This window comes from uncultured Intestinimonas sp. (genome assembly GCF_944387245.1).
Classification (GTDB): Bacteria; Bacillota; Clostridia; order Oscillospirales; family Oscillospiraceae; genus Intestinimonas.
In genome coordinates this window covers 1-11,959 of the sequence record NZ_CALXEE010000070.1, presented here as the reverse complement: position 1 = coordinate 11,959, position 11,959 = coordinate 1, and the positions used below count along the sequence as shown (strand labels likewise).

The 11,959-nt window shown below is 64.2% G+C and carries 12 protein-coding genes; 4 read left to right on the top strand and 8 right to left on the bottom strand.

All coding sequences use genetic code 11. The features are described from left to right. Positions 1 to 219: 219 nt before the first annotated feature. From Q0K15_RS09080 to Q0K15_RS09060, 5 genes are all read right to left on the bottom strand, one after another. The gene (locus Q0K15_RS09080) at positions 220 to 432 is read right to left on the bottom strand and encodes a PspC domain-containing protein (protein ID WP_294515498.1); all 213 of its coding nucleotides are present in this window, start codon (positions 430 to 432) and stop codon (positions 220 to 222) included. A gap of 93 nt (positions 433 to 525) precedes the next feature. Beyond that, positions 526 to 1,707: a DEAD/DEAH box helicase gene (locus Q0K15_RS09075; protein ID WP_294515496.1), complete on the bottom strand. Its 1,182-nt coding sequence runs from the start codon at positions 1,705 to 1,707 to the stop codon at positions 526 to 528. A gap of 156 nt (positions 1,708 to 1,863) precedes the next feature. Beyond that, entirely contained in the window at positions 1,864 to 2,691 is an 828-nt protein-coding gene (locus Q0K15_RS09070) for a putative RNA methyltransferase (RefSeq protein WP_294515494.1), read from the bottom strand. Between the two features lie 9 nt (positions 2,692 to 2,700). Beyond that, positions 2,701 to 4,014: a sodium-dependent transporter gene (locus Q0K15_RS09065; protein ID WP_294515492.1), complete on the bottom strand. Its 1,314-nt coding sequence runs from the start codon at positions 4,012 to 4,014 to the stop codon at positions 2,701 to 2,703. Positions 4,015 to 4,062: 48 nt separating this feature from the next. After that, positions 4,063 to 5,427 (bottom strand): citrate/2-methylcitrate synthase, encoded by a 1,365-nt coding sequence (locus Q0K15_RS09060; protein ID WP_294515490.1) that lies wholly within the window; start codon positions 5,425 to 5,427, stop codon positions 4,063 to 4,065. A 118-nt stretch (positions 5,428 to 5,545) separates the two neighbouring features. On the opposite strand from Q0K15_RS09060, the gene spoIID reads away from it, so the two are divergent. The 4 genes from spoIID (at position 5,546) to Q0K15_RS09040 (ending at position 8,813) form a co-directional block, all read left to right on the top strand. Next, complete coding sequence (gene spoIID, locus Q0K15_RS09055; protein ID WP_294515487.1) at positions 5,546 to 6,580, top strand: stage II sporulation protein D; 1,035 nt, start codon at positions 5,546 to 5,548, stop codon at positions 6,578 to 6,580. Between the two features lie 242 nt (positions 6,581 to 6,822). After that, a complete protein-coding gene (locus tag Q0K15_RS09050) occupies positions 6,823 to 7,503 on the top strand; it encodes a phosphatase PAP2 family protein (RefSeq protein ID WP_294515485.1) in 681 nt (226 codons plus the stop codon). Positions 7,504 to 7,683: 180 nt separating this feature from the next. Beyond that, on the top strand, positions 7,684 to 8,193 hold the full coding sequence (locus tag Q0K15_RS09045) for an NAD(P)H-dependent oxidoreductase (RefSeq protein ID WP_294515482.1): 510 nt from the start codon (positions 7,684 to 7,686) through the stop codon (positions 8,191 to 8,193). Further along, positions 8,184 to 8,813 carry a hypothetical protein gene (locus tag Q0K15_RS09040; protein ID WP_294515480.1) on the top strand — a complete coding sequence of 210 codons (630 nt, stop codon included), beginning with the start codon at positions 8,184 to 8,186 and terminating at the stop codon, positions 8,811 to 8,813. Before Q0K15_RS09045 ends, Q0K15_RS09040 begins: the two co-directional genes overlap by 10 nt. 56 nt (positions 8,814 to 8,869) lie before the next feature. Here Q0K15_RS09040 and Q0K15_RS09035 read toward each other — a convergent pair whose 3' ends face one another. Genes Q0K15_RS09035 through Q0K15_RS09025 form a run of 3 tightly spaced genes read right to left on the bottom strand, consistent with a single transcriptional unit; the run spans position 8,870 to position 11,525 of the window. Beyond that, positions 8,870 to 10,081 carry an ATP-binding protein gene (locus Q0K15_RS09035; RefSeq protein ID WP_294515478.1) on the bottom strand — a complete coding sequence of 404 codons (1,212 nt, stop codon included), beginning with the start codon at positions 10,079 to 10,081 and terminating at the stop codon, positions 8,870 to 8,872. A 26-nt stretch (positions 10,082 to 10,107) separates the two neighbouring features. Then, positions 10,108 to 10,947, bottom strand: a complete 840-nt coding sequence (locus Q0K15_RS09030) for a PepSY domain-containing protein (RefSeq protein ID WP_294515476.1) — start codon at positions 10,945 to 10,947, stop codon at positions 10,108 to 10,110. Further along, positions 10,944 to 11,525, bottom strand: a complete 582-nt coding sequence (locus tag Q0K15_RS09025) for an RNA polymerase sigma factor (protein WP_365933730.1) — start codon at positions 11,523 to 11,525, stop codon at positions 10,944 to 10,946. Before Q0K15_RS09025 ends, Q0K15_RS09030 begins: the two co-directional genes overlap by 4 nt. Between the last annotated feature and the right edge of the window lie 434 nt (positions 11,526 to 11,959).

Below are 11,959 nucleotides of genomic sequence, written 5' to 3'. Positions count from 1 at the left end.
CTGGGCTGGCGCTCACCCTTTGAAGTCCATTTCCAGAAAGTGTTGCACTTGACTTGACAATGTGCCAATTTGTTTTTCCGGCGACATGTGCGTCGGAAAAACACTGCTCAGACCGCAAACGTGCGAGCGCAGCGAGTGCGCTGCAGCGGTCTGTATCCCTTCGAAAAAATGCTTGCATTTTTGAGAGCGCCTGCCGACATAGTCGACAGGCGCCAGCCGTCAATAGCCGGGGTAGACCTGGCTCTTCCTGGGCAGGACGATGGCGGCGATGATATAGAGCAGGATGCCGGTGCCGCCCATAATGACCAGGGCGGCCCACAGCAGACGGACGATGCTGGGATCGATGTTGAAGTATTCGGCGATGCCGCCGCACACGCCGCAGAGCATGGCGGCGCCGTGTTCCGTACGGTAGAGTTTCTTCGGTTCATCCATATTGGGCCCCTCCTTATCTGTCCCTAGTATGCCAGATTCACATGAAAAAATCTTTGGGGAAAGCTTAAAAATACATGAAAACCGGACCGCCCCTTATTTCTGCTCCTCCTCCAGGTCCAGGAGGGTGCCCTTTTCATACTTGAGGCGGTGGATGTCGTTTTTGGTGATCTTCTGGATGTCGTCCAGGCGCATGGCCTCGGTGATGGTGGACACCAGGGTGTAGGCCACGCCGTGGCGCTTGGCCCGGCCGGTGCGGCCGATGCGGTGGACGTAGTACTCGGTCTCGTCGGGGACGTCGTAGTTGAAGACCACGTCTACGTCGTCGATGTCCAGGCCGCGGGCGGCCACGTCGGTGGCCACCAGCACCCGGAGCTCGCCCCGGCGGAACTTGCCCAGGGTCTTCTCCCGGACCGACTGCTGGATGTCGCCGTGGATGGCCTCGCAGGTGATGCCCCGCATCCGCAGCAGGCCGGTGAGCCGGTCGGTCATGTTCTTGGTGTTGCAGAAGGCGATGGCCCGCTCATAGCCGGCGGCGTCCAGGATGCGGGCGGTGATCTCCGCCTTCTCGTTCCGGTCCACGTCGATGCGGTACTGCTGGATGTCGGGCTTGTTCTGCTCGTCGGGCCGGACGATGATCTCCACCGGGTCCCGCTGGTACACCCAGGAGATGTCCATGACCTCCCGGGAGATGGTGGCGGAGAACATACCCATGTTCCGGCGGTGCTTGATCTGGTCCAGAATGCGGGTGACGTCGTGGATGAAGCCCATGTCCAGCATCCGGTCGGCCTCGTCCAGCACCACGGTCTGGACCTGGTCCAGCCGGACGGTGCGCCGCTTCATGTGGTCCATGAGACGGCCGGGGGTGGCCACCACGATCTGGGGCCGCTTCTTGAGCTGGTTGATCTGCCGATCGATGGGCTGTCCGCCGTAGAGAACCACCGCCCGGACCCCCTCCTTGAACTCGCAGAGGTCCCGCAGCTCGTTCATGATCTGGATGGCCAGCTCCCGGGTGGGGGCCAGCACCAGACCCTGGACGGCGTCGTTTTCCGGGTCGATGTGCTCCACCATGGGGATGCCGAAGGCAAAGGTTTTGCCGGTGCCCGTGGGGGCCTTGGCAATGACGTCCTGCCACTTCATGAAATAGGGAATGGCGCCGCCCTGGACGGGGGTGGCCTGGACGTAGCCCTTCTTGTCCAGCGCCCGCATGATCTCCGGGGAGAGCCCCAGCTGGTCGTAGCGGACGACTTCGTTTACCTGCTCGCCGTTGATTTCCATGGGTGATGTTCCTTTCTTTCTCACTTGCCTGATTCAAGGTCTCCCACAGGCAAGCGAAACCCAGTTCCGCACCCAAACGCCCTTTTTCCAAGGCGCGACCTCAAATCGTTCCTGATGCTGGTCAATATATCACGAAAAGGGGAAAATTGCAACCGACTACGCCGGGTCCCGTCGGAAAACGTGGACCCGGAAGGCGGCGGTGACGGTGAGCCGGTCCAGCTCCTCCAGCCGGGCGGCGCCGGCCTTGGGGGTCTTCCACCGGTAGGGGGTCATGGAGAAGAGGTCCCGGATGGTGTCCCGGTCGGGGAGGTCCAGCACCGTCTCCACCGGTACCACCTCCAGGTAGGAGAAGCCCTCGTAGGGGATGTCCTCCTCTTTGTTAAGGTAGGGACTGTCGTAGAGGACCTCCTTGAGCTCCCACAGGTGCCGGGCCGCCGGCACCACGTAGAGGTAGACCCCGCCGGGGCGCAGGACCCGGCGGAACTCGTCCAGAGCCAGGGGGGAGAAGCAGTTGAGGAGCAGATCCACCGAGGTGTCCGCCACCGGCAGGTGGTAGACCGAGGCCACGGCAAACTCCACATTTTTCTCCCGCCGGGCCGCCCACCGCAGGGAGGGCTTCGACAGGTCCACCCCGGCCATCTGTCCCACCTGGCCGGTTTCAGACAGGGCGGCGTAGACGCCGGCGGTGTAGTACCCCTCGCCGCAGCCGGCGTCCAGCGCCGCCGCTCCGGCGGGGGCGTAGGTGAGGGCCAGGCGGCACAGCGCCTCCCGCAGGGGGGCGTACCACCCGCCGGAGAGGAAACGGTTCCGGGCGGCAGCCATCTCCTTGTCGTCGCCGGGGTCTTTGGCGTGCTTCTGATTGGCGGGGAGGAGGTGGACATAGCCCTCCCTGGAACGGTCAAAGCTGTGGCCCTTGGGACAGGTGTAGGTTCTGTCCGTCCGGGTCAGGGGGGAGGCGCACAGGGGGCAGCGGAAGAGGCTCATGGGCGCCTCCTAACCGATGCCGCCGTAGACGATGCCCAGTACCAGCACGGCGGCGGAGAGAAAGACGTAGACATATTTGGCCAGAAAGTCGAAGGCCCGGCCCAGGGGGCGGGTGCGGCCCTCCATGAGCTCGGCCCGGATGGCCTTGAGGCCCAGGACCCAGTAGATCATGACGGCGGCCAGCACGGCGCCGAAGGGGGCGATATAGATGGTGACGGCGTCCAGCCAGGAGCCCATGGCGGGAAGGGACTCCAGGAAGAGGGAGACGCCGAAGGTGACGCAGCCCACCACGATCATGGCGGCCTTCCGGGGGAGTTTTGCCCCCTTGTTCAGGGACTCGCCCACCGCCTCCAGCATGTTGATGAGGGAGGTGATGCCGGCGAAGAGGACGGAGACGAAGAAGAAGAGGGCCAGCACCCGGCCGCCGGGCATCTGCTGAAAGACCCGGGGGATGGTGATGAACATGAGGGAGGGGCCGCTGTTGGGGGCGATGCCGAAGGCAAAGACGGCGGGGAGGATCGCGAAGCCGGAGAGCAGGGCGGCCATGGTGTCCAGGATGGCGGTCATCACCGACTGGCGGATGATGTTCTCGGACTTCTTCATATAGCTGCCGTAGATGAGCATGCCGGCGCCGTTGATGGAGAGGGAGAAGAAGGCCTGGCCCATGGCCATGACCCAGGTCTCGAATTTGAGGAGATAGGACCAGTCGGGCTCCAGCAGGTAGCGGTAGCCCTCCACCGCCCCGGGGAGGAAGGCCACCCGGACGGCGATGATGAGGAAGAACACATAGAAGGCGGGCATCATGAACTTGCTGATCTTCTCGATGCCGGCGGCCACGCCCAGCACCAGGATGACCACGGTGGCGGCGATGACGATAAAGTGCCAGGGGATGGAGCCAAAGGAGACGGCCAGCGTCTCAAAGTAGGCGTCGGGCTGGCTGCTGAGCAGGGAGCCGGTGAGGGAGCCGGCGGCGTACCGCAGGACCCAGCCCACCACCACGGAGTAGCCGATGGCGATGCCCAGTACCCCCAGCAGGGGGAGGATGCCCAGAATGCTGCCCCCCTTCCAGCCCCGGGAGCGCATGGCGTAGTCAAAGGAGCCGCGGGCGCCGGTGCCGGTGAGGCGGCCGAAGGCGAACTCGCCGGAGAGGCCCACGTAGGAGAAGAGGGCCACGAAGAGGAAGTAGGGGATGAGGAAGGCGCCGCCGCCGTACTGGCCCACCCGGTAGGGGAAGAGCCAGATGTTGCCCATGCCGACGGCGGAGCCCACCGCCGCCAGCACGGCGCCGGCGGAGGAGGTGAATTTGTGTTCGTGGTGGGACATGAGGTCCTCCTTGTGTGTTGTGATCGGGCCGTCCTTGGCCCGGAGGGGTCAGCCCCGCTGGTCCAGGGGGACGAAGGGCTGCATGGGCGCCACGGCCTTGTAGGCCGGGCGGATGATCTTGTTGCCGGGGTTGAAGACCTCCTCCAGCCGGTGGGCGCACCAGCCCACCATGCGGGCCATGGCGAAGAGGGGGGTGTAGAGCTCCTCGGGGATGCCCAGCATCTTGTAGACAAGGCCGGAGTAGAGGTCCAGGTTGGCGCAGATGGGCTTGTCCTGGCCCCGGACGCCGTTGATGACCTCGGGGGCCAGCCGCTCCACCGACTCCACCAGCTGGAATTCCTCCACCATGTGGGCCTCCTCGGCCAGGCCGCGGGCGAACTGCTTGAGGAGCTTGGCCCGGGGATCGGAGAGGGTGTAGATGGCGTGGCCCATGCCATAGATGAGGCCGCTGCGGTCGCCGGCCTCCCGCTGGAGGAGGCGGAGGAGGAAGTCCTTTACCTGGGCGTCGTCGGTCCAGTCGGAGACCCCCTCCTGGATGTAGCGGAACATCTCCATGACCTTCTTGTTGGCGCCGCCGTGGCGAGGGCCCTTCAGGGAGCCCACCGCCGCCGAGATGGCGGCGTAGATATCGGTGCCGGAGGAGGAGAGGACCCGGCAGGAGAAGGCGGAGTTGTTGCCGCCGCCGTGCTCGGCGTGGAGGACCATGCACAGGTCCAGCACCTTGGCCTCCTGCTCGGTGAAGCGGTTGTCGTGGCGGATGGCGTAGAGGAAGTTCTCAGCGAAGGAGAGCCCCTCCTGGGGACGGTGGAGGTAGAGGGAGTCGTTGTCGAAGTAGTGGCGCTTGGCGGCGTAGGAGTGGGCCACGATCATGGGGCACCGGGCCACCAGCTGGAGGGCCTGGCGGAGCTCGTTCTCCAGGGAGTGGTCCTCGGGGGCGTCGTCATAGCAGTAGAGGGCCAGGATGCACCGGCCCAACCGGTTCATGATGTCCCGGCCCGGCGCCTTGAGGATCATGTCCTCGGTGAAATTCACCGGCAGGGGCCGGAGCTGGGAGAGAACGGTGTTGAAATCGGTGAGCTGCTGCCGGGTGGGCAGAGCGCCGAAGAGAAGCAGGTAGGCGGTCTCCTCGAAGCCGAAGCGGCCCTCGGAGGTGAAGCCGTGGATCAGGTCCTCCACGTTGATGCCCCGGTAGATGAGCCGGCCCTCCATGGGGGCGCGCTCGCCGTCCTGGATGTAATAGCCCTGGACGTTGCCGATCTGGGTGATGCCCGCCATGACGCCGGTGCCGTCGGCGTTCCGGAGCCCCCGCTTCACGTCGATGTGTTCATAGTGGCTGGGATCGATGTAGTTATGCTTTTGAAATTCTCCGCATAGACTCTGGATAAAGTCACGGGATTGTGTCGCTCCGGACATGGGTGGTTCCCCCCTCGAAAAATATTACCCTACATTTTACGCCCTGGGTGCCGCCCCGTCAAGCGAGAAAGCAGTCCTTTCCACCATGAAAAGGCCCTTTTGGCCGTGGAGGTTTGAAATGATGCGGACGTTACGCCCTGTGGCGGCCACTGCCCTGCTGCTGCTCCTGGCTGTCTTTTTGCTCCCCATGCTCCTGCTGGGGCCGGGGGAGGAGGGGGAAGCGCCGGAGGAGACCGGGCCGCTCCCCACCGCCACCCTGCCCATTCAGAAGCCCACCGCCCAGAGCGGCGCCGGGGGAGACGGAGCCACCCTGATCCGGGTGGCCATGCCCGACGGGACGGTGGCCTCTCTCACCATGGCGGAGTACTTATGGCGGGTGGTGGCGGCGGAGATGCCGGCCTCCTTTGAGGAGGAGGCCCTCCGGGCCCAGGCGGTGACCGCCCGGACCTACACCCTTTATCAGATGAGCATTGGTCAGAATCCCAACCACCCCGACGCCGATATGTGTACCGACATCTCCTGCTGTCAGGCCTATATCTCCCCGGAGGACGCCGCCGTCAATTGGGGGGAGCAGGCGGAGCTGTGGGGAGAAAAGATCGCCCGGGCGGTATCGGATACCGACGGACAGGCTATCCTTTATGAGGGGCAGCCCATCGACGCCGTCTTTTTCTCCTCGGCGGCGGGGCGGACCCTGGACTCGGTGGAGGTGTGGGGGGGCAGCGTACCCTACCTCACCAGCGTGGAGAGCCCGGAGGGGGACGAGGTCCCCAACTATCATACCACCGTCACCGTGCCGGTGGAGGAGTTCAAAACTGTCTTTCTCACCCAGCACCCCGACGCCGATCTGTCGGGGGCGCCGGAGACCTGGTTCCAAAATGCCGTGCCCACCTCCTCCGGCGGGGTGGACACCGTGGAGGTGGGGGGCGTCACCGTGAAGGGCACGGCCCTGCGGACCCTGTTCGACCTGCGTTCGGCCAGCTTCTCCGTCACGGCGGACGATACGGCCGTCACCTTCTCCGTCACCGGCTACGGCCACGGGGTGGGTATGAGCCAGTACGGCGCCAACGCCATGGCCAAGGCCGGAAGCACCTGGCAGGAGATCCTCACCCATTATTATACCGGGGTCACCATCGGGCCGTGGAGCGGGAAATAAAAAATTTTTAAAATTCTCCCCCTGGGCTGTCACAAAACGGACTCTCCCATCGATATGAAGAGTGAGGAGAAGAGCAGAGGCTCCAAGATTTTCCACAGTATCAAAATGTATAAACCCGGCTGGGAAAGCTTAAGAAATTCTTCAGAAAATTTCTATGGATTTACAGGCTGAACCAGAGTAAAATCTTTTTGCAAAAGAAATGCCGCCATAGATAGAATCGAAAGAAAGGAGGGCCGCCAAGTATGGAACAGTATTGGCACGACGAGCGGACACGCCGCCGAATGCTGGCAGTGCCCATCGTCTATTTCATTTTTTATGTGATCTGTTTTGCACTGCTGGAGGAATATGTGCGGCCCAAATTCTGGATTGCCAGCGATCTGGACGCCTACATCCCCTTCTGCGCAGCCTTTCTGATCCCTTACGTGGCCTGGTTCCCCCTGGTGCCAGGGATGTTCTGGTACTTCTATAAGCGGGAGCCGGAGAGCTTTCTCCACCTGAGCCGGATGACCATCATCGGCCTGACCATCTGCTTGGCCATTTATGCCCTCTTCCCCAACGGGCAGCTCCTGCGCCGTCCCATCATCGGCGATGACATCCTCAGCCAGCTGGTCATCCTGCTGCGCAAGACCGATACGCCCACCAACGTCTGTCCCTCCATCCACGTGTTCATGACGGTAAATGTGGCTCTGGCCGGCACCCGGTCCCGGGCGCTGAGTGCGGAGCGCCGCCGGCAGGTGTCCCTGATGGTGCTGTCGGTGCTCATCTGCCTGTCCACTGTCTTCCTCAAGCAGCACTCGGTGGTGGATGTGGTGTGCGGTGCCGCCCTGGCCGTGGGCCTGGACGCGGTGCTCCGCCGGAGCAGTGTGGGCATGGGGATCTTCCACGTCCTTGTCCCCCGTAAAAATACAGCCATGGAATCCTGAACACGGCCGGGGGCCGAGGACGGGCATGGACCCGGACCGGCCGCCGCGCTCATTTGAGCTTTGCAGAGTCTGACAGCATGCGGTATAGTTGTTCCGACTATGCCGCATGCTGTTTTTGCGTATCGGAAAAGGGCCGCCCCGGCGGGCGGACATGTCAAATGAAACTGGAGTGTGTACACCATGAAAATCATATTGAGCGACCGCCCCTTGTCCCTGGATCTGGGGAACAGAACGGACGTGGTCTGCTTCGACCTCTCCCACATGAAGATCACTCCCTGTGTGGGCTGCTTCGGCTGCTGGACCAAGACGCCGGGCAAGTGTGTCATCCGGGATGACGCGGTGCGGGTCTATCCCCGCCTGGCCGAGAGCGACACCGCCCTCTATGTGAGCCGGGTGCGGTACGGCGGGTATGACGTAGTGATGAAGACCATGCTGGAGCGGGCCATCCCCGTCCAGCAGGCCTTCATCCGCCTTCTGGACGGGGAGACTCACCACGTCCAGCGGGCGGTGGTGCCCAAGAAGGCCACCATCGTGGCCTACGGCGCCCGGGACCGGGAGGAGGAGGAGCTCTTCCGGCGGCTGGTGGCCCGGAACGCCAAGAATATGTCCTTTCAGAGCTATGAGATCCGCTTCACCGATGAGGAGCAGGTGGAGGCGGCGGTCCGTCAGGAGGTGGAGACATGGGCGTGAAAAAAGTGTTGATCCTCAACGGCAGTCCCCGCGCGCCCCGGTCCAACTCCCGGCGCTACGCGGCACTGTTCACCCAATTCTGCGGCCTGGAGACCGAGAGCATGGACCTGCTCCGGGCCGACCCCAAGGCGGTGGCCGAGCGGCTCGAGGCGGTCAGCGACGTGCTACTGATCTTTCCCCTCTACGCCGACGCCATCCCGGTGCCGGTGCTCCGCGCCTTCAAGGCCCTGGAGGAGGCGCCGCCCCAAAACCGGCCCACCCTGTCGGTGCTGGTGAACTGCGGTTTTCTGGAGCCGGAGCAGAGCGATGTGGCCGTGGCCATGGTGGAGCTCTTCTGTAAGCGGATGGGCTGGCCTGTGGGCTCGGTGCTGGAGATCGGCAGCGGGGAGGCCATCCTGGACCAGCCCTTCCGGGTCTTTGCCCGGTGGAAGATCAGAACGCTGGCCCGGGCGGTAACGGCGGGAAGGCACCGCCGGCTCAAGGTCACCATGCCCATCAGCAAAAAGTTTTTCCTAAAAGCCTCCACCAAGTATTGGACGGACTACGGCGCACGCAATGGGATCACTGCGGAGCAGATGGCCACCATGGAGATCGAGGGCAGTCTGCCCGACGACAGATGAAACAGAGCGCCTGCCTCTCAACGAGAGGCAGGCGCTCTGTTTGTTGGTACGAATGCTCAGTCCATCTGAAGACTGGCCAGGAACTGGCGGGCGCCCCGGGGGGTACGGCTGGGGAAGCGCATGTCCCACTGGATGGCCCGGCGGCGGAGCTCCTCCGGGTCCATAGGAAGGCCCCGCTGGGCGGCCAGGGACTGGACCAGGTCCAGGAACTCCCCCTTGGAGAGGGCCAGATAGGGGATGCGCAGGCCGAAGCGGTCGGAGAGGGCGGTCTTTTCCTGAATGGTCTCCTGGCGGTCCACCTCGTCCCCCTGGCGGTCGGAGAAGGTCTGGCGCACCAGCAGCCGGCGGTTGGAGGTGGCGTAGATGGCCACGTTGGCCGGCCGCCGCTCCAGGCCGCCTTCCAGGATGGTCTTGACCACGGAGTAGGTATGGTCGTCCTGGTCGAAGGCCAGGTCGTCAATAAAGAGGATGAAGCGCTGCTTCCGGCCGGAGAGGCTGCGGATGAGCTCGGGCATGCCCCGGAGCCCGTCCTTCTGGATCTCGATGAGCCGCAGGGCCTCGAAGCCGGGAATGGAGAGGAGGGTCTTTACCGTGGCCGACTTGCCGGTGCCGCTGTCGCCGTAGAGGAGGACGTCGTTGACCCGTTTTCCGGCCAGGAAGGCCCGGGTGTTGGCGATGACCTGCTCCCGCTGGAGACCGTAGCCCATCATCTCCTCCTCCTGGGGGGTGTCGGGTTCGGCCACGGGGATGAGGGCGCCTTCCGACCACAGAAAGGCCCGGTAACGGGCGAAGAGGCCGGCACCGTGGACTTGGTAGAAACCGGTCAGGTCCTCAAAGGTAAAGGGGACGGTGTTGCCCCACCGGGGCAGAGCGGCCAGCACGGGACCGAACTCCTCCGGCAGAAGGGCGGTCATCTCGGCGATGAGGGCGCCGCAGTCCAGCCCGGCCAGCCGGGAGAGGGTGTCCACGTCCCGACGGGCGGCCCCCTCCAGAGCGGGGTCGGAGCCGCCCCGGTCCAGCAGGGCGGGGTAGGGGGACTCGGTGTAGCGCAGACGGTCCCACAGCCAGTCCCCAAGGCCGGCCTTGCCCGCCTGGCGCAGGCCGTAGAAGATCTCGGTGTAGGCGTCCAGAGCCCCTTCGCCGTCTCCGGCGTCCAGGGCGTCCAGCAGGGCCCGGACCTTGACCATCAGCGGCTCCCGCAGCAGGTCCCGGCAGGTGGTGAGCCCCAGCAGAGCGGGGCGAATGGTCTTTGTCATGGTCGTGCTCATGGGTATCAGATCCTCTCTCTGACGTGTCAGTCTTTTTCCCACTTCAGGATCTCACCGGTGAAGGCGTCCAGATCGGCCTCGTACTCCGCACCGGCAGTATCCCGGAATTTTACTTCATAGATCATGTTTCCGTCGTCCTCGTCCAGCTTGACCTCCTCAAAGGAGGCGCCGGGCAGGCGGTCGATGACGATGGCCTGGACCTCATCGCGGGTAAGCATCCCCCCGGAAGAGGGAGCGGTGGAGACCGTGGGAGCGTGGGATGCAGGCGCTTCGGACACAGGGGGCGTGGACACGGGGGCGTTGCCGGTGTCTGTGGGGGGAAGCGCAGTGCTGCCGGAGAGCTCCTGCAGCTTTTCAGCGATGATCTCATCCACCTCCTCCCGGAGGTCCCGGCCGTGGTCGGCGCTTTTGCTGTTCACCGCCACATCCACCTGGGCGCCGTCGCCCAGGTAGCCGCCGGCCCACAGGTCGTCCAGCAGGGCCTCCACCGTGGTCTCCAGGTCCCAGCCCTGGTAGGAGCGGCCCTCCAGGATGGGCCGGGCGTCCTCGGAGAGGGCGTTGACGGACTTGACCTGATCCCGGCGGTCCAGCTCAATGGCGAAGGCGGGGTTCACCCGCAGGTCCACCACGGAGTAGACCTGGAAGAACTGGAAGTAGGCCCATAGCCCGGCGCAGATCACCAGGGCGCAGATCACCAGGGCCGCGGCGGCCAGGGGAAACCGCCGCCTGGGGGGCAGAAATTCCTGCCGGGTCACGTAGTCGTGGACCTCCAAAGGCTGCACTGGGATATCGGCCATGGCCTGGAAATCGGGCTGGGGCAGTTGCTCCGCCGCCCGGCGCAGGGAGGTTTCGATCTTGTCGTTCACAGGCGCACCCCCTCTTCGGTGAGATAGCGTTTGAGTTTCTTCAGGGCCCGGTTGTAGCGGGAGAGCACGGTGGACAGGGGCAGACCCAGGTCCTGGGCGATCTCCCGGTGCTTGAGGCCGGAGACGGCGTGGAGAAGGACCACCTGCCGCTCCTCATCCCCCAGGGTCTTGAGGGCGGCGGCCAGCACCAGCCGATCGGTGGGGTCGGAGATGTAGGAGAAGCGGGCGTCGTTCTCCAGGTCCTCGGGGGACTGGCCGTCCCGGGACTGGTTTCTCTGCAGGTCCCGGCACAGGTTCCGGGTGATGGTGAAGAGCCAGGCCAGGGGCTTGCCCTGGGGCACATACAGGTGGGCGGCGGCCCGGACCTTCAGATAGACCTCCTGGGTCACGTCCCGGGCGTCCTCAGGGTCCCGGAGGATGGAGAGGGCCAGGGCGTACACCGCTTTCTCGGTCTGGACGTAAAGGGCCTCCAGGGCGGCCCGGTCCCCCTGCCCCACCCGGGGCAGCAGGCCCTCATCCAAAGGCTGATCGGAGCGGCTGCGCTTGGCCAGGCCCTCCATGGTCATGTAAAGGAACACGGGCGTCCCTCCTTCCTCAATGGCCGCCGGTACCGGGAAAAGGGCGGCATGTAAAATTATCATACCACAGAAGGGGAAAAATGGGAAGGGCGACTCCGCCCGCATCCCTATAACGGAGCAGGGCCGCATTTTATCGCAGAGCAAAAAAAGACCGCCTGAAGGCGGCCTGAGCCTGTCGACAAAGTCGACAGGCTCTCTCGCACGTGCAAGCACGTGTGAGAAGGGTTGCAGCCTGCTGCGTCGCACTTCGTCGGGGCAAAGTCCACACCGCTCATCCTGGCCTGACGGCCAGGCATCGCTCCGCTTCCTTGCCCCTCCTCTCCCAAACAAACCCGCTTCGCTGGGCTTTGTTTGGGGCCCGACTCGCACGCTTGCAGGCTGAGCAGTGTTTTTTCCGAGGCACATGTCCCCGGAAAAAACAGATTGGCACATTG